The organism is Vibrio kanaloae (assembly GCF_024347535.1).
Classification (GTDB): domain Bacteria; phylum Pseudomonadota; class Gammaproteobacteria; order Enterobacterales; family Vibrionaceae; genus Vibrio; species Vibrio kanaloae.
Genome location: NZ_AP025497.1, coordinates 1479869 through 1499600, shown reverse-complemented (window position 1 = coordinate 1499600; position 19732 = coordinate 1479869). Strand labels below are relative to the sequence as shown.

The window sequence follows — 19732 nt, the reverse complement described above, 5'->3', positions numbered from 1 at the left end:
CAAAGGCTTAACCCATCTCTTGATTAGACATCACAGTCTAAGTTAAGCCTTTGTACTCTTTAAACCAATCACTTGATCGCTATCGAAATCTCGACTTCAGTTTCACCTTTGTAGAATTCGAAATCTGTCGTGTAAGTTCTCACATGTGGGCAGTCAGCAGCGTTGAAATACGCCCACACTTCACCCCATAGATCGATCACAGCTTGTGGTAATTCACCTTCAGCAGAAAACGTTAAGTACTTACCCGCCTCTATTTCGGTTTCTACAAGCGCATCTAAATTCTGATCCGTAAGTGCATTAGTACACGCGATAACATCAAATTCGCCCGTAAAGTCAGACTCGTAGTTAGTGTAAACGCCATACACTTTTGAATCCGGTGTTAATTTCGGAAATGCTTGGTCAAAAAAGCCCTGCCACAATTGCCCTATCTTGGCTGTTGCTGGGTCCATCTCATCGGTATTGGTGGTTCTTACTGAAAAACCATACGCCTTCACGGCTTCAATCATTTCTACTTTCATTCGTTTTATTCCTAAGCCAATCGACGCGTAACTCTACTAAATTTTTAAATAATCTTAACTAATCTTGTATCTCTTTATGGCCACACTTTTCACAGACAAGATGACGAGAAAACTCATCCATTGACGCGATAAACGGGCCGAGGAACCAACCTTTTATCACGCCTGCCCAAAACTCGCTTCGCTTTTGGTTAGGTTTGTCTGCAAACGCACTCGTCTTTCTGACCAACACCACAACGTGTTGTGTATCTTCTCGGCATGCGGTGCAATAGCATTGTTCTATGGTGTTATTCATTTGAAAGCCTATGACGTTTTGAATGAAATCTGCTTAAAATGAGGGTTGTCGACACAAACTTCTAGTGTGGAAAGGTCTGTGAGTACGACAAGTTGTTCTACACCTTGAATACTGACTTTAATGCACTCTTCACGGCTGTCATTGCGCTGGGTATCTAACCCAACACATTCAATCTGTTCGCCAGACTTCAGCGTTAACTTGATTGGGTATCGGTGCATACACACAATCTCAATATAATCGTAATCGTTGCAACTAATCATAAGCCCCCCAATGCGACTCATCCTTATACTATGTTCTTATAAACAATAAGTTAACCACAAAATTTTCAACTACTTGACCATATTCTAATTTTTTAGGTTGTTATTTCTCAATCTAGCGACCTGCTTTCAAGGCTCTATCGACCACCTGCAATATCTATAAACGAGCCTGTTACATAAGAAGCTTCATCAGACAATAACCATGCTATCGAATTAGCGACTTCTTCTGGTGTACCACCACGTTGAAGTGGAAGCTGTGATGCCAATCTATCCACTCTCCCTGGCTCTCCACCATCAGCGTGCATTTCAGTATAAATGCATCCCGGTCTAACGCCATTCACTCGAATATTTCGGGAAGCCAATTCAAGCGATAAACCTTTGGTGAGCGAATCCATAGCGCCTTTCGATGCTGCATAATCCACATATTCAAATGGTGCGCCCGTTCTAGAGGCCGCGGAAGAAACGTTGACTATCGAACCACCATCTGGGGCTTGTTTAATGAAAGCTTTGCTACACAAGAAACAGCTGGACACATTCGATTTCATCACTTTCTCAAAGCGGTCAAATTCAATATCAACCAACGCAGATTGGGTAAACAAGATCCCGGCATTATTGACCAAGTGAGTCACTGAGCCTAATTTATTACGAGCAATTTCAAATAAGGATTTCACGTCCGATTCAACAGAGACATCCGCACGTACACTAATCGCGGTTCCGCCCTGTTCGCGAATCTCGTTCACTAGACCTTCAGCTCGCGACTCATTGTGTATGAAGTTAACACATACGGCATAACCCTTGCTGGCCAACAACTTAGACGTCGCAGCACCAATACCTCTGCTCCCGCCTGTTACAATAACTACCTTTTTCAAAATAACCTCCTTACATTTATGTTTTAACACAATCTGAATCCTCTACGAGCGCTACACTATCCCTTCAACGGGTCTGGAAAAATTCGGTTTGCTTTTGGATTAAGCTAAACAAGCTTCAGCCACATCACTGCTTTATCAATTTGAATATATGCGTATAATCGCCGCTCCATTGCGCTATCACCATTAAAAATAGCGCCATTCAACATTTTACTGAGTACCCAATGTCGAAACTATTTTTCAAAGGCCGTATTGAAACAAGACAGAACCACGTTCTTGCTGGCTACAACGTAAACCGCGATGTAAAAGCGGGTACTGAAGAATCTCCAATCGTCGCAACGGTTCAAACTGAAGCACGTAAAGCAGAAGTTGAAGCGCTAGCAGCCGAACAAACTATCTTTGTTAACGTAACAGTAAACGCAGAGAAAGAAGAAAATACGCTTGAGCTTGATATTCTGCTAAACAAGCCAAAAACAATGACATTTGAAAAGACGCCTAACCGTAACGACCCATGTTCTTGCGGTAGCGGTAATAAATACAAGAAGTGTTGTGCATAAGGCTTCTTATTCAAACTGCCAATAGCACGCTGAGTTAAGTAATACTTAACGGGAAGATCATCGAGGCCTTCCCGTTTTTATTTGTATAAACCAAACATATGTAAAATATGCCACATGTTGAGTTAAATCTAAATATTTTCATGAAGTTATGAGTAAATAAAAACGTTTATAGCAAGGTAAAACAATACATGTTAAGTGACATGTTGACGAACAAAATTATTCAATTCACTCACGCTTCTGATTATGTGAACCTCTTTCTCTTTAGCGCGCAATTCTAACTGCGCTCTAAAGTCGTCATTCCAAAATTTAGGACACAGTTTTAGTGTCTTATAACTTTGTATCGTACCTTTTATAACTGAACTTCCATCAGGCCAGCCTTCAGGTTTAACGAACAACCCTTTGAGCATTCGCTTGGTGACGAACCAGTAGCTAATTGGATAAGGAAGGTCGATATAAACCAAGGTATCAGCGGCTTCTAAACGTGTGTTGAATGAACCTAATGGGCCAAATCCATCGATGATCCAGCTTTCTGAACTAAGTATGCTCTCATGAGCCTGCTCGAACACTTCACGCTCAACAAACTCTCCGTTGGCCTTATAAACAATCGAGTCCAACTGGTGAAGCTCTATGCCTGTAGCGAGTGCTAACGCTTTGCTGATTGTGGACTTTCCACTCCCAGGCTTGCCAAAAACCGCGATCTTTTTCATATGACTTCCTCTATTCAGATAAAACCCATAAGACAGCGACAAAAAACCCACCTTACGGGTGGGTTCGATAAACAAAGCGCATCAACAATCCCACCATTCCTATGGAATGATGATAATTCGTTGGTTTGATGACGCTAAATTCAATTTCATAACACTACTTTTATATATTGTTGCTTAGTTGTCAATGTAACCAAACAATGATTGGGAGGCTATATCATCGTCATGTCGCACCCATGAATAGTCTTAATGAGTGCTGATTGGTCTTGGTTATTTAGCTTTCGCTTTCTTTTTCGCCACTGTCGCTTCCGACAGCTTGCTTAGTACACCCGATACTTTCTTAACTACCTCGTCACATCCATTGATCGCGTGACGCTCTACCAAGTAATTAGGATCGTTGTAAGACAACCATACTTTCTTGTTAGAGTCTTCAGTGACTAACACCTTCTGCGGTAAATCTATCGCGACTTCTTGAGCGCATTGCATTAATGGTGTCCCTACTTTCGGGTTACCAAAGATGATGACTTCCGTTGGTCTCAATTCAAGATCGGCCTTACTCGCATTTTTCTGATGGTCGATTCTCGCAAACAAGGTCAAACCTTTGCTCTTGGCGATTTCTTCAAAGCGGTCAGCAGTCTCTTTCACTGAGTAATTACTTTGGTATTTAATCAAACCATCAGAAGCCGCAGCTGAAAATGATGCCGAGAGTAAAATGGCGCATAGTGGTAGTAATTTTTTCATCGTCACCTCTGAGGTTTAACCTAATCAAACTTACATTCATAGCGCCACTTCTAAAATCAGCGACGTAACCCATGTCAGTATAGACGCGTTTCCATTCTCAGTTTGCAGAGAGGATCACTTTTCTAATGCGTCTTATTATCATCAGTTTAGGTAGGAATTGTTTCAAAAGCTAAACATACGATCAGTGCCACGACTTAGTCCCACATTTCTCACACTGGTATTCGTAATCACTGTCGACATAAAAACCGGGAACATTATGGTCACCTCTAAACAATAACGTCAGCTTGTGATTGCCATGATTGTTATTACTAAGCTTATTATTACTAAACTTGGTAAGTCATTAAATGATAACGCTCTAATCCCTCTCCTTTTATGGATGAGATAACAAAGCCTTGCGACTGATAAAAGCCAATGGCGTTTTCATTAGCAGTCAGACACTTCAATGTCAGATCAGAGTAATGTTGTTTGCAGGTATTTAGTAAAGCAGAGCCGACTCCAGAACGTAGCGTTCGCGGGCAAACATAGAGGTGATGGATGAAACTTTCAGGTTTCCAAATAGAGGCAAAACCTAAAACCTTGTTGCCAGAAACAGCCACCCATATTTCTTCACCTTCTGTATCGAATTCGAAATCGGATAACTTAAAAGCGTTGGTATCAGCCCAATGAAAGGTGTTCTGTCTTGATTCTAGATAGATCGCCTGTAAGGCAGTTAAATACTTGGGTTGATGCCTTGTGACTTCCATGTCGCTCCTGCCAATCCGTGTGACTAGAATTAAGGCTGTGGGCTAAGCTTTTCTACCTGTTAGCCATAGGGTGTTCAGGGTTTAACTGAAGCAGATCCCACAAGTTACCGTAAAGATCTTCAAACACAGCAACGGTACCGTAACCTTGCTCTTTAGGCTCTCGGACAAAGTTAATGCCCAAAGATGTCATGCGTTCGTAATCACGCCAGAAGTCATCGGTGTTTAAGAATAGGAATACGCGTCCACCAGCTTGGTTGCCGATGAAATCAAGTTGCTCTGGCTTGGAAGCTCTAGCAAGTAACAGGCTCACACCGGTTGAATTTGGTGGAGCAACAACAACCCAGCGCTTATCTTCTTCTGGTAGATACGTGTCTTCAATGAGATCAAACTTAAGCTTATTTACATAGAAATCAAGCGCTTCATCGTAGTCTTTTACCACTAGTGCAATGTGGACAATATTCTGTTTCATAACATACCTTTTTTTTGCTTAGTGAAAACTTGTTTCATGTTACTAAGCAATTCGCCCACGCATAATAAATTGCGGGCCTGCTGCGCCACCTAGATACTGTTCATTAGTATCTTCGAAGCCGCCTTTCTTATAACAGTTGAATGCTGCGGGATTTTTGCAATTCACGGTTAAGTAAATCAACTCATACGCTGAGTAATTCGCTTTTAAATATGGAAACAAAGCTTTGACCGTGCCAGTTCCTAAACCTTTACCTTGCTGGTTTTTATCAAGCACAAAAGCTCTTAAGCCAATGCTTCCTTCAGGGCAGAATTCGTAATGCTCTGCGTAAGCGATATCAAGCTTAAAGAAACCCACCACATCGTTATCAAACTTAATCACGTGCAAGTGCGTCGTTTCACTGCCGTCTAATAAAAACTCTGCAGCTGTTCCTGCAAACTTAACCTGTTCATCGGCTAATTGGATGCCCTGAACTAACGCCACATGAGACTCTTCAAGCCTTTCGATAGTTATCATTGTCCTTCCTTTTGTATAACACCCAGGTAAAATAGCTTAAAGCTCATCGCTAGTGTCTCGAGAACCGTAGTTTGGGAAGTTGATATTAAGAACGTTATCATCTTCAAGTGTGAATAGAACACTTCCATTCTCTACGCCAGTTTCGTTCCTATCTGAACATCCTAGAAACAACTCCCAATCAAACGAATATTGAAGTCGGTATTGATTGCTACTGATGTGTAGAACGTCTTTGATTTTAATACCGTTCACCACATGTGCCATATCATCGATGTATGACAGATCAGGGATTAGCTTTTCTTCGAAATCACTCTTATTCTCGGTCAAGAAATTGAGCAGTTCTGAACATAACTCGGAGCCATGAACCAATGGTTTAGACAGACTAGAAAACAACATTTCTAAGTACTCCAAGGATTGTTTTGATATTGGGTGGATACGCGCGAATCTGTTACAAACTCAAGCTCAGCCAACGCGAACTTATAAGGCTAAACGTTACGATTATCCGAGCTATTAAACGAGTACAATCGAACTTCATCTCGAGGAAACCAGCCCAACTTTTCGTAAAACTGTTGAGCATTGTAGTTACTTATACAAGCTAAACTTCTTTGTAAACTCACGTAGGATTTCCGTGTCACCAAACAGGCATACACCTAGATACTCAAGATCTTCTTCTTTGGTTTCTTTGGTTCGTTGCTGCTGCTCAACAGAACCACCTTCGATCATTGAGCTCGTAAAGTCAGTAAATTTAATACCGCGGCTGAAGGCTTCTTCGCGCACTTTTCTAAGCTTATTTGAGTTGTCTGCTTTAAGCACGATGAAAGGATAGTGAGATAGGTTTGGGTGAACATTGCCATCCAAGTCTTCATAGTCAACGTAGCAAGTCTCGTCACTTACTAATTGATTAGATAGGCCAACGCTCAAGTGCCCTAGCACGTTCAGTGTTCTTCCTAAATCCATCTTTTTGCTTAAAACCGCTATGAATCGTTTTTGGCTTTCTTCTGGTAAATGGCTCACTACATACCCTCATTCATTCTTATTTACAGTATTTGTATAACGCATTACTGGGGCGTGAGCAATGCAACCTTAGTAATTAGTTAATACATTCAGTCCATCCAATAATGACGAGCAAAGACCAGTATTTGGAATCAAACCACAAGGTCATGATTTACCCTTTCGTCATACAATTATAAATGTGAGAAGAATCTGTTTGGCTAAGCTAGCTTCCCAAGGATGACCGGATCGTTAAGCAAATTCGTCAGAGGAAGAAACAATGGCTTAGGTAATTCATCTAACTTAAACCATTTCCATTGCTTACATTTATCAGGCTCTGTTACTTGTGGTTCGCCGGTAGCATCAGAAGCAACAACAAACAACGTTATGTAGTGCTTGTTCTCTTTCTCAAAAATATCATTGGTAAAAGATAGCTTTTCAAATGCACTAACTACCAAGCCAGTCTCTTCGAGTATTTCACGTTTGGCACACTCTTCAATGCTTTCGCCCCATTCAAGGTGTCCGCCCGGCGTAGCCCACGTATAAGCTCCGTGAGAACCAATTCGTTCTCCAAGCAGTACTCGTCCTTTACGCAGAATAACCGCAGCTACACCTACTCTTACTTCCTGACTCACTTAAAACTCCTTAATTCTTACCAAAAGACAAACGAACAGCTAAGGTTTTACCAACGCTATACATTAATACACTTACCTGTTGGAATTGCTTCCAGACGCTCGCCTAATACTTCTTTCAACAGGCCATAAGCTTTCTTGCCTGTACAGTGCCCTGTATACAGTTTATCAATGGGGTATTGAGACAACGTCAATCCAAGCTCTCTAATGTCTTGCTTTGTGCCACCAATACTATTAAACAATGGTAACCCCACTAGATGGAAGCCCCCGACAACCGCTTTTATTCTCTCTCCTGGGAACAGAGTAACCGCTGTATCGACCATATTAAGAACGCCACTATGCGCACAACCGGTAAATATAACTAAACCGCCCGGCTCTTTAATCACTAACAGTAATTCATGATCAAATGAGTCACGCTCCCGTCGATTTTCCGACTGTGTATAAAGGTATTTATTGCCCTTAGGTTGTTCGTGTTTCGCGCTAATATCAGTAATAGCAAAGACATTGGGAGCGATTTCAGTCGTACGATTGACGAAGACTAACCGCTCGTTGCTGTTTTCTAGCAAGTCCGTGTTGATCCCGACATCACTTTTGAAACCGAAAGCCCGGAAGTGATAGCTTTTCTGTTCGCAATTTTTCAGAAACACTTTGGCTTTAGAGTTATGAGCAACAAAATCAGCGGTACCATTACAATGATCATGATGTCTGTGTGATATGACGGCGAGGTCTACATCCTTGATATCAACACCCAGTAATGGTGCATTTTGACAAAACGTATCGCCACTTCCCATATCGAATAAGATCTTTAGCTTCTCGGTTTCAATATGCAGTGATAGCCCGCGCTCAACGGCTAAATCTTTTCGATTATCCAGTCGAGAGTTATCAACCAGTGTCGTTATTTTCATAATTCTCTTTTTATCTGATCACGAATCGTACATTGCCCAACGGAAATAAGTTCACGCTGAGCAACGACGAACCACCAAACCTAAACCGTCGCACCGTAAACCCAGTTATTACTCTCCACTTTCAAAGTGGGCAAATACTTCTGCGCCAGTCATATTGTGCGTTTCATTTTTAAATTCGTAGTAATCGGGCTTTTCATCAATGAATATCTGATGAGTTAATTTGTAGTCATCCCCAGACATCAATAAACCGACAGGAAGGTGATACTGATTATTTGGCACCAAAAAGTAAAACAAGTGAGTACCACATTTACCGCAGAACCCCCTCTCAGCCCAATATGATGACTTATATCTCACTACATTTGATTCACCTGATATTTTGACGGAATCAGAGCAATCAATGACTAACATCGGACCGCCAGACCAATTTCTACACATACTACAATGACAAGCCCCCAATTCATTACTGGCGTACTCTACTTCCAACTCAACCGAGCCACATAGGCATTTCCCTTTACCTTTCATGAATCCTCCAATCTTTGCAATGTGTGTAAAATGAATAGCAGATAACGCTTTTTATACCGATGGCTTAATAAGAAAGGCTATTTTTTGTTTCCCTTCTCCAACAGATACGCGGCATACTTTTTAGAGATCCATTTATGAATATGAAGCCCTGTTTTACGGACAAGATACCAATCTATAGCAACTAGAATCACCAAACCGATTACAGTACCCATTATAAGACCTCCATGCTCATTGAAATGTCACTCTAGCAAATGGTTAAGAAAGCCTGCGAACGTACACAGGCTATAAATCCGAGTTCTCGTTCTTTACCTAACCCTGTATAAACACTAAGACATTACAGCTATCAAACAGAAAAATTCCGTATTTAAATCCAGAATAATTCTTTCTAGTTTCTAAGATAGGCAAGCAATATGCAACTAAGCCATTGTTTAACAATGGCATATGTCACGGCTAATTTCAGTTATGCGAAAAATCGCTTACTTTAGTTCATCTGGAATGCGACGATCTTTGTGGTAATACTCTCGGTCGCGTTCGTTGATTTCGCGTACCACACGGCATGGGTTACCGACTGCGACGACATTGGCTGGGATGTTTTTGGTAACGATGCTGCCTGCGCCTATTACTGAGTTTTCACCAATGGTGACACCGGGAAGTACGACGGTGTGCGCGTCAAGCCATACGTTGTTGCCAATACGAACGGGAACATTGAACTGCGCTGCTTTTAGCCTGAGTTCTGGGCTGATGGGATGCGTGCCAGTTGCGATGGTCACGTTAGGTGCAATCATCACGTTGTCGCCGATGAATACATCTGTAAATTCAGACATCACTTCGAAGCCGATTGACTGGTAAAAACGCTTGGATAAATCGAAGTCTTTCGCGGGTACGAAAGACTTAATTTCTGAGACTTTGAGGTTTTCCATCCTACATCCTTATAGTGTTGATATTCCAGTGCTGACACGCTTAACGCTTTAAGTGGTTACAGCGTTTATTCAGAGTCTTGTTGAAATGAGTCGACTTCGGCTTTAGTTAAATAACGCCACTGGCCTGCTTCAACATCTAAACGAACATCACCAATCTGTTCACGGTGTAGGCCAACAACTCGATTCCCGACCGCAGCAAACATTCGTTTTACTTGATGAAACTTACCTTCTGTAATGGTCAACAGCACTTCTTTACTGGTAATCACTTCGAGCTCTGCCGGACGCATCGGTTTTTGCTCGCCTTGCAATTGAATGCCCGCTTTGAACTTGTCAGCGACATCGTCTTTGATATCTCGTGACAATGTCACACGGTAGACTTTCTTACATGACTTGGTTGGCAGCGTGATGTTGAATGACCATCGCCCATCATCGGTAATCAAGACTAAGCCTGTGGTGTCAGCATCTAAGCGTCCTGCGATGTGGAGTTCTGATGCTTTGTCTATCTCGATGTAGTTGAACAGTGAAGGATAAACTTCGTCGATATTGGAACAGATAGTGCCCGCAGGTTTGTGCATTAAAAAGTATCGAAATTCCCGTAACTTAAGCGGCGTGCCATTCAACAAGATGGTGTTGCTTTCATGAACCTGAGCAGATTCATTGGTGATTGTTTCACTGTTTACGTACACCTCGCCATTATGGATACGTTCAATCGCTTCAGGCTTGGTTAGGTCTGTGCTTTTACATAGGTATTTATCAAGACGCATTAATCGTCGGCACCACATTTAGCACAAGGCTTGTAAGTTCGTTCACCTTGCTCGATAACCACATAATCACCAACGCACTTGTCACATAAAGCGAGCTTTGGGTAAGCCTCTTTTTGTTTCTTTGCTTTGATGTTGCCTTCGGTGGTGTATACGGTTCTCATTTTGATGCCTTTGCTTGAATAACGTGAGAGGCGCAAATTGTATCACTGTTTACAGCTTTGATTGGAGTGGTGGTGCATAGATAAGTTGATTTTAAGTGCCGCTATTCCATGTTCCCGCCCCGTAACGGTTTAACCATGAACAACAAAGTCAACGTGCCACGCCTATCAGTGGTAAAATGATAAAAGCTCACCAACCAATGAAGTCACTAATGAAAAATTGTAATCAATGCGGGAAATGCTGTATCAAATACGGAGATGGTGACCTTGCCGCAACGCAAGAAGAGATTGATTTGTGGGAGTTGTTCAACCCAGACATCTTTGAGTATGTTCGTGGAAGCGAGATCTGGTTCGACCCTGAATCTGGTGAACGTTTAACTCGCTGCCCTTTTCTGGAGCTAGTTCCGACGAAAGACACCAAGGCTCAAGCCAAGTACACATGTAGCATTTACTTAGACCGACCAGAAGATTGCCGACACTACCCAAGCCTAATTAACGAGATGGTACGAGATGAGTGTGAAATGATTGAGGTGGTGGATTTACAAGACACGAAGAAAGCTCAAAGGAAACTCGACCTGTTGATGAAAGACAGCCGCCCTTCAAGCTATTCGTAAACGATGATCTTTTGAAGATCAATCTTCAATATCGGCTAATAACGGCTAAAATCTTAAGCCAAATACTGGTTCGCTTCTAACCAATCAAGCGCAACCAGTGCTGCCAACGAACATACCGCTCTGTCGTTGCTATCCACAAACTTAAGCTCTTCGATTTCGGCATCTGGAGACAGTTCGCCAGTATAATCAGCAAGATAACAAGTCAATTGCACCGATACGCCTTCCGCTTTGCCATCAGCTTGGCCTGTAAAGGTCTCAACGTATTTGATGGAATCTGGCACTAAATCGACTGAGATCTCTTCTTTGATTTCGCGAACCAGTGCTTGCTCGTCACTTTCGCCAGCTTCACGCTTACCACCCGGTAGGTAGAACAGTTCTTTGCCTTTTGATCTCACCATCAACAACTTGCCGTCTTTGATGAATATCCAAGCCAGCTTATCAATTACCTTATTCATGTTCTTAGACCTTATTTCTGTTTTAGTTTTCGTTTTTTATTTAATCTGGCCGCAGTTAGATTTATCGACAACGGCTTCTCCAACAGCTCACTCAAACATTGAATCTGCACGACACTTGAAGAGCTTGATTCGCTAAGCTTCTTGCCACTGGAGTTTAACCAAATGGCTTGCAACCCCACCTCTATTGCAGGAGAGATATCTTTATCTAAGGTGTCTCCGACCATCGTGATTTCTTTTAGCTTTACACCGAGTTTAGAAATGATGGCGGGATAAAAACCCGAGTCGTATTTAGATAGGCCAAGGGTAGCTTTGCAAAAATAGCCAGATAAATACCGAGTAAGCCCTACTCGTTCAAAAGCTTTGATAATGTCTTGCTCGCTTGAGTCTGCCGCGTTAGTCACCACATAAAGCTGGTGGGTTTTCGATAATTCAGAAAGTACTTCCTGAGCGCCCTCAACCATTTGAACTGTCTCCCAATCACACATTTTCCCGTGTGCACCTGGGAAATCGACCATCAGCGTATTACCCCAGTCGAACAACACTATTTTCGTTAGCTCGATTTGCTTTGTTGTCTTGTTCATCTCTTGCCTCCTGCATGCGATGATTTAAGCGGGCCTATAAGAACTTCTCAATAAGAATTTCATCAAAGTATTGGTCGCCAATCTTAGCGTGCTTCTTAGCCGTTCCGACGATTTCAAAGCCTTGCTTGATATAGACCGCTAGTGCGCGCTTGTTGTCTGCTCGTACATACGCGAATAATTTTTCATAGCCCTTGGTTTTAGCCGCTTCGATTGTGTACTCAAACAACTGATTGGCGACACCTTGGCCACGGCAATTAGCATCGACATAAGTACCAATAATGCCTACATGATCAAATGCTTTAGTGTAAGAAGCAAACGGCTCTACGTTTTGGAAACCAAGTACTTGTGTATTTTGCTCGTTAACCGCAACGCAGAACACACCGCGTTCAGGGAATGATTCGATAAATACCCTTTCTTCATCAATAGAAAAAGTCTGATCCAAGATCGTATAACGAGCTTCGATAATGATCGGGTTCAACACATCGATAATGCCTCGTGCATCATCGATTGTAACTTCTCTAACGGTTAAGCTCATTGTTGTCGACCTTATTACTGTTTATTGGCCACTATAACCTAAACATAAAGTGCCACACATTATGAATCAAAAAATACCTTTTATTGATGAACCACTTTGAAGCGCTCTAATACCAGCATCATGTCTTCAGTTGGCGAGATTTTTAGCTCTTCACATTCACGAGAGAAGAAGTTCCAGTGCGCTTCTCTCCACCATTCGAGTGTTTTATCACCCTCACCTTCTGCGGCAGCAAATTCAGCGGTTACTTCATTGTATTTGCACAATGACACTGAGGTAATCTCTACAATACAACTGGCTTGCCATCCCAATCGGTGACGACTTGCAAATGTCCTACGACAGGCATCGCTTCCCCTTCATGGCTGTACCAATATTCAAGGCTGCAAGACGCCTGTTTTTCGCCCTTGAGAATCAACTGAGCGCAGAGATTGGCGTTGTATTCATCAGCACAGTAATAGTCGGCACTAAAAGAGGTGTATTGCGAAGCCACTTCGGCTGGCAATGTGCTGAGGTAGCTATCGAGATAAGCTTGGCTTCTTTCTTCCATGATCTTTCCAGTTTGAATATAAGGTTCAGTCAGTTAGCCCTCAGTAAGGGAGTAACAGACAGTAGTCTTGCAGCAATTGCAAATGCAGAAAAACAAAAAGGACCTAGATTTCTCTAAGCCCTTTAAAGTGATAACGCTTGGTAACTCTATATTTGATAATGACACCAAAGATTAGCGAGTTACTCCAACGATTACTCTTCGATGTAGAACGCTTCTACAGTACCTTTAAGAGTAATAAGCATAGGTTGACCACGACGATCTAGCGCTTTAGGAGAAGGGATTTTAACCCAACCTTCGCTGATGCAGTATTCTTCAACATCCGTACGCTCTTTACCATTTAGACGAATGCCGATTGGGTATTCGAAACACTCAGCCACGTGATGTGGGCTGCGTGGGTTGCCTGCAAGATGATCTGGTAAAGCTGGTTTTGAATTAGTATCGCTCATGTTCATTACCTGTATGTGCGTAAATAAAAAAAGTGCGTCATTCTAGTCAATATAAGCTTGTTGCTCAACCACTGCAGTAATAAATCGTACTGATAGCTTATATAACCGTTAGTTGCCTGATTTAGCAGCAAGATATCGGGTATATACACTAGAATTTGCAGGTTGATGCATTTCCAGTAGACGAGTGTTGGTCACATTGTCTAAATACCACTTTTTTGTCTGATCGTCCTCTCAATAAGCAACTGAGCTCACTATATTAAAGCGATTGTATTTTCTGTTTCAACTGTATTTTGCTCGCTTCTAGCCAATCGAGGATGACTCGTCGCGCTGCCTCTGTAGGTGGCGCATTACGTTTCCCGCAGATTTGGTCGATTTCAAAAGGAAACGACTTGTTAGGAGCTCGGCGCAAACCTATGGTTAGCCTTTGTGGTTTAAACATACGAAACGCGATATAGCGATCGCTCATGATGCGGTTATGATATACACCAATGCAGTGTTTTTGCTCCACGCCCTCTTGCTTAAGATCGTAGTAATCGATAATGGGGTGGATATTATCATTACCTAACAACGGAACAGGATAAGGTATATCCATATCTACAGGGCGATTTCCCTCTAAACGACGCAACTGACGCTGCTCTGTCCAACGATCATGAAGTTGTTCAAACATTGCAAATGAGTTCTGGCTGGTGATTGAACGCAGAGGGTCATCGATGTCTAAATCCTGCCCCAATAATATCGCATCTTGAAACATAGCCATTTTCGACGGTGTATTGAGCCTTCCCTCTTCAACCATTGCGATACCCAATCGGCTGCCAGTTAAAAACGGATGAACCTGATCCAACCGCAAGGCAGTATAACCCACTTTAGAGTAATGCTTGAACTTGAGGACGCGCCTTTGCAGCGGTTCAAGAATACGTACAATATGGTCAAGCTCATCACCCACATTGTAGTGTAATTCTAACTTATCGATGAACTTAAGCGTTGCTTTACTGCTATCTAACCCCAGTTTTGCGAGAATTTTCTTTTGCCCTAAACGGCTCAGATCCAATGCACTTTGGTTATCGACGCTGTATTTCATACAGATCAATGCCAAAATAACCGGACGTAATTCCAACAATTGTGCCGCTTCATACGTATTCGCAGCTAACCACAACATTTGATATTGGTACTCTGGAAAATCGTCTGTGATTTCACGATACCGAGCCGGCAACGAATCTAACCAGCGACCAGTTACATCAAATTGCTCAATGAGATTTAAACTTAAGCCAATCCCACCATCAAGCGGGCGTCGTTCATCTTTAAGCACATGAAAACCAATGAGCTTTTGCGACCAGTCACTAATTTCAATGTCGTAATCAAAGCCTAATGTTCGAGTGGGAATAGTGAGTAGTACGGTCATGGATGTCTCTTAGTTATTAGCGATTGATCTGTCGAATCACGTAAAGTAACGATATGTGGCTTTGATATGCCTTCTCATGGCTTTGTCGAGCATCGAACTCGCATCACTATAACAACCTTTTGTAAATTTCTTATCAATCAAAGTGATATATATGTGAAAGTGTTTAGAAGATCTTTGCATGATGATTTTCGCCAATATGAGATCCCTTCGATATCATTTGCTCAAACAAAAACTATGCTTAGTACATCACTCACAACAATAGGCTTTAATTATGGAATACCGACATATTCTGGTCGCACTTGAGCTAACTGACGACACTAAAATCCTCATTGATAAAGCGATCTTCTTCGCAGACAAACTAGAAGCAAGCATTTCGTTTGTCTATATCGACGGGACTCACGGAGAAATTTACCCAGAACTCGTTGATATTCATGAAGATAATATTGATTTACCTTTCAATGAAGATGCGATAACAAAGTTAAGAGTATTCGAAACTTACGCCAACCAGCCAATTAAACATATATTTGTGGGTACAGGGGATTTGAACGATAAGCTCAAAAACACGATTGAAACACACGGGGTAGACCTATTGCTGTGTGGGCACCATCATGATTTTTGGCACAAAATCATTTCCCATTCAAAGCAGCTTATCGACACATCTCCGGTCGACATTCTCGTGGTTCCTATGGAATAACTGTTTTGGTATAAAACCAACGTCACTGCCAACCTCTATCGGTATTATTGGTTGGCTTATACTGACCTCTTTATATCTTGCTTTTGACCTAAACTAAACCCTTCCTATCTCTGTCTCTGTCTCTGTCTCTGTCTCTCAAAAATAATTTGTGATCTTGGCGGCTTGTCAGCGCGTAGTCGTCTAATAGCTAATAAATCACAATAATTTGATTTGCTTATCAAACTGATACCTACGATTCACACCATACGTTTATAAACTAGGACGTGTTATGAAATTCAATACTGTGCGCCTCATCTTAGGTGACCAACTCAACATTGAGCACTCTTGGTTTCAGCAAGTTAACGATGATGTCATTTACATAATCGCAGAGCTCAAACAAGAAACCGATTACGTTGATTCTCACATTCAGAAAGTCATGGCATTTTTCTCCGCCATGTCTTACTTCACTAAAGAACTCACCCAACAAGGTCATCAGGTGCTGCATTTAACACTGGATGACACGGCGCAATTTGAAAACCTAGACGGCCTACTTCAACACTATGTACACGAGTTCGATGCTGACAAGTTCGAATACCAGAGGCCAGATGAATATCGTCTGCTTCAGCAAATGGCGAAGCTCAAGCTAACCAATGTCACCAAAGGGTGTTGCGATACAGAGCACTTCTTATTTCCGTTTGAGGAGATAGAAACGCAGTTCCCGCAAGATAAACACATCATGATGGAACACTTCTATCGCCGAATGAGAAAACGTTTCAACATTCTGTTGGAAGATGAAAAACCGGTTGGTGGTAAGTGGAATTACGATGCCAATAACCGTAAAAAGCTTAAGAAGCAAGACATTGGCAACTTACCACAGCCTTTGATGTTCGCTAACAATATCTCGGACATTTTGAAGCGTATCGAGCGGCATCACGTCAAAACGATTGGCGAAGTTGACGCTCAACTCTTATGGCCAGTGAACCGTGCTCAAAGCTTGTCTCTACTCGCCCATTTTTGCCAAGTCTGCTTGCCATTGTTCGGTCAATTTCAAGATGCAATGACAACAGAACACGATTCAAAGTGGAGTTTGTATCATAGTCGCCTCTCTTTCTCATTAAACAGCAAGCTGCTAAGCCCTCGTGAAGTAATTGAAGCGGCACTTTCGGCTTATGAAGCCTCTAAAGCTCAAGATAAAGCAAGCATCGATATTGCGCAGGTGGAAGGTTTCGTACGTCAGATACTCGGTTGGCGCGAATACATTCGTGGCGTGTATTGGGCTAACATGCCCGCTTATGCCAATAAAAACCATTATCTAGCCGACCGACAATTACCTCATTACTTTTGGGATGGTCAAACCAAGATGAATTGCATGAAGCACGCCATTGGTCAATCTCTAAAGTTTGCTTATGCGCATCACATTCAGAGGCTGATGATCACTGGCAACTTCTGTTTGATAGCTGGAATATCACCTGACCAAGTCGACAGTTGGTACCTTGGTATTTACGTAGATGCGATTGAATGGGTCGAAATGCCAAATACACGAGGGATGGCGCTATTTGCTGATGGAGGTATCGTAGGAACTAAGCCCTATGCTGCCAGTGGTTCATACATCAATCGTATGAGTGATTACTGTAAAGGCTGTCATTACCAAATAAAAGCGCGCAGTGGTGAAGCCTCTTGTCCGTTCAACAGCTTGTACTGGCGCTTTATGAACCTACATCGTGATGAGTTAAACCGAAACCCTAGAATGGGCATGCTTTATCGATCTTGGGACAATATGGACGAACAAGACCAACAAGCCATTCTCGACACCGCAGAACAACGACTGATGAACTTGGAGAACTTATAATGGTGGAACAACTCAGACTACAAGTATTGGTTATTGGTGGGAGTGGCGGTATTGGTTCCGCTGTCGTTCAACGCCTCTTGTCTGAACTGTCTCATTTTGATTTTCTTGATGTACATGTAGACGCGACTTACCACTATCAACGGCCTACTCTTGAAGACAAACGACTTCATTGGCATCAACTCGACGCAACCAGCGAAGCGGAAGTCGCACAACTGAGCGCAAAATTTAATCGACTTGATTGGTTAATCAACTGTGTAGGGATGCTTCACACACCAGACCTTGGGCCAGAAAAGAACTTGTCGTCCATTGCACCAGAATTTTTTCTGAAAAATATCTCGGTCAATACGTTACCAAGCCTGTTGTTGGCTAAGCATTTCACTCCGATTCTCAAATCCAGCGACAATCCAAAGTTCGCCGTCGTTTCAGCCAAAGTCGGCAGTATTTCAGATAACAGATTAGGCGGTTGGTACAGCTACCGTTCATCGAAAGCGGCGTTGAATATGTTCATTAAAACCATGTCGATTGAATGGCGACGGACTATAAAGCAAGGAACAGTCTTAGCACTGCACCCAGGAACAACCGACACATCACTTTCAAAGCCTTTTCAGGCGAATGTTCCAGAAGGAAAGCTGTTCAAATCGGATTACGTCGCTCATCAACTGGTTAAGATTATTAGCGGTGCAACGCCAAAGAGCAGTGGCAATTTTTACGCCTACAATGGTGAGCAATTGACGTGGTAGTGAGTAAAAACAGAAAACCCAACAGAGTTGTGACTCTGCTGGGTTAATTTGGTTAAAGCGGCTCGTTGACACTAAAGCTATCATTTCAAAAAAAGAGCCATATAAGCGGTCAAATAACGTCCAAAACTGATCAGTACAAGTCTGAATGAGTACGATTACTCAGACCAATTAAACTTACTCTCATCGACCCCGTCTTTGGCCTCTTTTACACGATCTCTCCGGTGTTGCTCTTCGATTCTCGCAGAGTCAATTTCTTGCATGATAGCTTCGATATCCGCCAAATCATCGCTTTCCTTAAACTCACCAGTAAGCTTACTGTCTGGCTTTAGATCACCTTTTTCATATAATGCCCACATTTCCTTGGCGTACTCTGTCGTTGATAACTCGGGCGCAAACTGAGCATAATAGTCACGGATATTATTAACATCACGAGTCAACATCCACTCTGCATTATTATTTGCAGAAGCATCGACGGCTTGCGGCAAATCGATGATCACTGGACCATATTCATCTACAAGAACATTGAACTCAGACAAATCGCCATGAATCAGGCCAACACATAGCATTTTCACCACGTAGCTCATCATCACTTGGTGATCTTCAATCGCTTGTTCAACGGGCATCACGACATCGTTCAATCGAGGAGCGACATAGCCATCGTCATCGGTAACCAACTCCATTAGCAACACGCCATCGAAACAACCAAAAGGTTGCGGTACCCTTACGCCCGCTTCTGCCAGTTTATATAAGGCATCAACTTCAGCACTTTGCCATACTTTTTCTTGTTGCTCACGACCAAAACCAGACCCTTTTTCCATGGCTCTAGCGCGACGGCTATTACGGACCTTTCGCCCTTCTCGATAGGCTGTTGCTTTCTTAAAGCTACGTTGGCTTATTTCTTTATAAACCTTGGCACAACGGATCGTATCGCCGCAGCGTACTATGTACACTGATGCTTCTTTGCCACTCATGAGTTGACTTGTCACCTCGTCGACTAAACCATCGTCAACTAAGGGCTGTATTCTTTTAGGTATCTTCATGCCGCCTTTATACATGAGTTATCTGCAGATAGAAATATTAACTGAAGAAATGAAAGATGTGATTATCAGAGAGAAGCTTTCGACGACACTCGAGTCTCGCCTTAGGGGATGACGGTTAGGGCGGCTTCTACCCTACTGTTGCATTCGCTCAAATTAGCGAAAAACAGAGTAAAACAACAAACAGTCACATCTTTTTATAAACGAACCTGAATTAAGCAATGTCGACAAAGATATTATGAATAAGCCCAACTTCGTCACTCTCAAGAAGGAATAACCACTAAGTCGGGCACCTAATAACTAAGCCATAA

27 protein-coding genes and 3 pseudogenes are annotated in these 19732 nt (G+C 42.4%); 5 read left to right on the top strand and 25 right to left on the bottom strand.

The annotated features are described in order from the left end of the window. Nucleotides 1-68: 68 nt before the first annotated feature. The 4 genes from OCV24_RS07035 to OCV24_RS07020 all read right to left on the bottom strand — a co-directional run bounded on the left by OCV24_RS07035 (nucleotide 69) and on the right by OCV24_RS07020 (nucleotide 1936). Nucleotides 69-518 (bottom strand): GyrI-like domain-containing protein, encoded by a 450-nt coding sequence (locus tag OCV24_RS07035; protein ID WP_017057336.1) that lies wholly within the window; start codon nucleotides 516-518, stop codon nucleotides 69-71. A 58-nt stretch (nucleotides 519-576) separates the two neighbouring features. After that, the gene (locus OCV24_RS07030; RefSeq protein WP_136980905.1) at nucleotides 577-810 is read right to left on the bottom strand and encodes a hypothetical protein; all 234 of its coding nucleotides are present in this window, start codon (nucleotides 808-810) and stop codon (nucleotides 577-579) included. Nucleotides 811-818: 8 nt separating this feature from the next. Next, nucleotides 819-1070: a Rho-binding antiterminator gene (locus OCV24_RS07025; RefSeq protein ID WP_017057338.1), complete on the bottom strand. Its 252-nt coding sequence runs from the start codon at nucleotides 1068-1070 to the stop codon at nucleotides 819-821. Nucleotides 1071-1204: 134 nt separating this feature from the next. Continuing rightward, the gene (locus OCV24_RS07020; protein WP_017057339.1) at nucleotides 1205-1936 is read right to left on the bottom strand and encodes an SDR family oxidoreductase; all 732 of its coding nucleotides are present in this window, start codon (nucleotides 1934-1936) and stop codon (nucleotides 1205-1207) included. A 221-nt stretch (nucleotides 1937-2157) separates the two neighbouring features. Between OCV24_RS07020 and OCV24_RS07015 the strand changes: the two genes are divergently transcribed. Further along, entirely contained in the window at nucleotides 2158-2490 is a 333-nt protein-coding gene (locus OCV24_RS07015) for a PBPRA1643 family SWIM/SEC-C metal-binding motif protein (protein WP_017057340.1), read from the top strand. A gap of 191 nt (nucleotides 2491-2681) precedes the next feature. Here the strand turns inward: OCV24_RS07015 and OCV24_RS07010 are convergent, their stop codons facing one another. From OCV24_RS07010 to OCV24_RS06945, 14 genes and pseudogenes are all read right to left on the bottom strand, one after another. Beyond that, nucleotides 2682-3197 carry a P-loop NTPase family protein gene (locus tag OCV24_RS07010; RefSeq protein ID WP_137008251.1) on the bottom strand — a complete coding sequence of 172 codons (516 nt, stop codon included), beginning with the start codon at nucleotides 3195-3197 and terminating at the stop codon, nucleotides 2682-2684. A gap of 267 nt (nucleotides 3198-3464) precedes the next feature. After that, a complete protein-coding gene (locus OCV24_RS07005; protein ID WP_017057342.1) occupies nucleotides 3465-3935 on the bottom strand; it encodes a DUF302 domain-containing protein in 471 nt (156 codons plus the stop codon). 323 nt (nucleotides 3936-4258) lie between these two features. Next, complete coding sequence (locus OCV24_RS07000) at nucleotides 4259-4678, bottom strand: GNAT family N-acetyltransferase (protein WP_136980899.1); 420 nt, start codon at nucleotides 4676-4678, stop codon at nucleotides 4259-4261. Nucleotides 4679-4730: 52 nt separating this feature from the next. Further along, nucleotides 4731-5147, bottom strand: a complete 417-nt coding sequence (locus OCV24_RS06995) for a VOC family protein (protein WP_017061801.1) — start codon at nucleotides 5145-5147, stop codon at nucleotides 4731-4733. A 42-nt stretch (nucleotides 5148-5189) separates the two neighbouring features. Continuing rightward, on the bottom strand, nucleotides 5190-5660 hold the full coding sequence (locus OCV24_RS06990; RefSeq protein WP_046224135.1) for a GNAT family N-acetyltransferase: 471 nt from the start codon (nucleotides 5658-5660) through the stop codon (nucleotides 5190-5192). 36 nt (nucleotides 5661-5696) lie between these two features. Continuing rightward, nucleotides 5697-6053, bottom strand: coding sequence for a hypothetical protein (locus OCV24_RS06985; protein WP_046224134.1), 357 nt, complete (start codon nucleotides 6051-6053; stop codon nucleotides 5697-5699). Between the two features lie 89 nt (nucleotides 6054-6142). Continuing rightward, nucleotides 6143-6241, bottom strand: a pseudogene (locus tag OCV24_RS06980) (GNAT family N-acetyltransferase); the annotation flags it as partial. Then, on the bottom strand, nucleotides 6240-6671 hold the full coding sequence (locus OCV24_RS06975; RefSeq protein ID WP_046224133.1) for a DUF2000 domain-containing protein: 432 nt from the start codon (nucleotides 6669-6671) through the stop codon (nucleotides 6240-6242). The pseudogene OCV24_RS06980 and the gene OCV24_RS06975, both read right to left, overlap by 2 nt. Nucleotides 6672-6868: 197 nt before the next feature. After that, entirely contained in the window at nucleotides 6869-7282 is a 414-nt protein-coding gene (locus tag OCV24_RS06970) for a nucleotide triphosphate diphosphatase NUDT15 (protein ID WP_137034216.1), read from the bottom strand. Between the two features lie 56 nt (nucleotides 7283-7338). Then, a complete protein-coding gene (locus tag OCV24_RS06965) occupies nucleotides 7339-8184 on the bottom strand; it encodes an MBL fold metallo-hydrolase (protein ID WP_077680433.1) in 846 nt (281 codons plus the stop codon). A 108-nt stretch (nucleotides 8185-8292) separates the two neighbouring features. Next, complete coding sequence (locus OCV24_RS06960; protein WP_077680434.1) at nucleotides 8293-8706, bottom strand: GFA family protein; 414 nt, start codon at nucleotides 8704-8706, stop codon at nucleotides 8293-8295. Nucleotides 8707-9182: 476 nt separating this feature from the next. Beyond that, nucleotides 9183-9518, bottom strand: a pseudogene (locus tag OCV24_RS06955) (DapH/DapD/GlmU-related protein); the annotation flags it as partial. Between the two features lie 173 nt (nucleotides 9519-9691). Next, nucleotides 9692-10390 carry a pseudouridine synthase gene (locus OCV24_RS06950; protein WP_150878544.1) on the bottom strand — a complete coding sequence of 233 codons (699 nt, stop codon included), beginning with the start codon at nucleotides 10388-10390 and terminating at the stop codon, nucleotides 9692-9694. Continuing rightward, a complete protein-coding gene (locus OCV24_RS06945) occupies nucleotides 10390-10551 on the bottom strand; it encodes a hypothetical protein (protein WP_050649987.1) in 162 nt (53 codons plus the stop codon). Before OCV24_RS06945 ends, OCV24_RS06950 begins: the two co-directional genes overlap by 1 nt. Before the next feature lie 209 nt (nucleotides 10552-10760). Here OCV24_RS06945 and OCV24_RS06940 point away from each other — a divergent pair, with 209 nt between their 5' ends. Beyond that, complete coding sequence (locus OCV24_RS06940; RefSeq protein ID WP_004733901.1) at nucleotides 10761-11162, top strand: YkgJ family cysteine cluster protein; 402 nt, start codon at nucleotides 10761-10763, stop codon at nucleotides 11160-11162. Between the two features lie 53 nt (nucleotides 11163-11215). On the opposite strand, the gene OCV24_RS06935 is transcribed toward OCV24_RS06940, so the two are convergent. The 6 genes and pseudogenes from OCV24_RS06935 to OCV24_RS06910 all read right to left on the bottom strand — a co-directional run bounded on the left by OCV24_RS06935 (nucleotide 11216) and on the right by OCV24_RS06910 (nucleotide 15122). After that, nucleotides 11216-11617 (bottom strand): NUDIX hydrolase, encoded by a 402-nt coding sequence (locus OCV24_RS06935; protein WP_102506460.1) that lies wholly within the window; start codon nucleotides 11615-11617, stop codon nucleotides 11216-11218. An 11-nt stretch (nucleotides 11618-11628) separates the two neighbouring features. After that, nucleotides 11629-12198, bottom strand: a complete 570-nt coding sequence (locus tag OCV24_RS06930) for an HAD family hydrolase (protein WP_150878542.1) — start codon at nucleotides 12196-12198, stop codon at nucleotides 11629-11631. Nucleotides 12199-12232: 34 nt separating this feature from the next. Further along, on the bottom strand, nucleotides 12233-12733 hold the full coding sequence (locus OCV24_RS06925) for a GNAT family N-acetyltransferase (protein WP_077680437.1): 501 nt from the start codon (nucleotides 12731-12733) through the stop codon (nucleotides 12233-12235). A gap of 80 nt (nucleotides 12734-12813) precedes the next feature. Continuing rightward, nucleotides 12814-13277 (bottom strand): annotated as a pseudogene (locus OCV24_RS06920) (ASCH domain-containing protein). 191 nt (nucleotides 13278-13468) lie between these two features. Beyond that, nucleotides 13469-13723, bottom strand: coding sequence for a DUF3297 family protein (locus OCV24_RS06915; protein ID WP_017057369.1), 255 nt, complete (start codon nucleotides 13721-13723; stop codon nucleotides 13469-13471). 256 nt (nucleotides 13724-13979) lie between these two features. Continuing rightward, complete coding sequence (locus OCV24_RS06910) at nucleotides 13980-15122, bottom strand: PcfJ domain-containing protein (protein WP_150878540.1); 1143 nt, start codon at nucleotides 15120-15122, stop codon at nucleotides 13980-13982. Between the two features lie 271 nt (nucleotides 15123-15393). Between OCV24_RS06910 and OCV24_RS06905 the strand changes: the two genes are divergently transcribed. The 3 genes from OCV24_RS06905 (at nucleotide 15394) to OCV24_RS06895 (ending at nucleotide 18384) form a co-directional block, all read left to right on the top strand. Beyond that, nucleotides 15394-15816 carry a universal stress protein gene (locus OCV24_RS06905; protein ID WP_017057371.1) on the top strand — a complete coding sequence of 141 codons (423 nt, stop codon included), beginning with the start codon at nucleotides 15394-15396 and terminating at the stop codon, nucleotides 15814-15816. A 268-nt stretch (nucleotides 15817-16084) separates the two neighbouring features. Then, a complete protein-coding gene (locus OCV24_RS06900; protein ID WP_150878538.1) occupies nucleotides 16085-17644 on the top strand; it encodes a cryptochrome/photolyase family protein in 1560 nt (519 codons plus the stop codon). After that, nucleotides 17644-18384: an SDR family oxidoreductase gene (locus OCV24_RS06895; RefSeq protein WP_017057373.1), complete on the top strand. Its 741-nt coding sequence runs from the start codon at nucleotides 17644-17646 to the stop codon at nucleotides 18382-18384. The genes OCV24_RS06900 and OCV24_RS06895 overlap by 1 nt, the downstream gene beginning before the upstream one ends. Nucleotides 18385-18539: 155 nt before the next feature. On the opposite strand, the gene OCV24_RS06890 is transcribed toward OCV24_RS06895, so the two are convergent. Continuing rightward, nucleotides 18540-19424 carry a PA4780 family RIO1-like protein kinase gene (locus OCV24_RS06890; RefSeq protein WP_280113726.1) on the bottom strand — a complete coding sequence of 295 codons (885 nt, stop codon included), beginning with the start codon at nucleotides 19422-19424 and terminating at the stop codon, nucleotides 18540-18542. Between the last annotated feature and the right edge of the window lie 308 nt (nucleotides 19425-19732).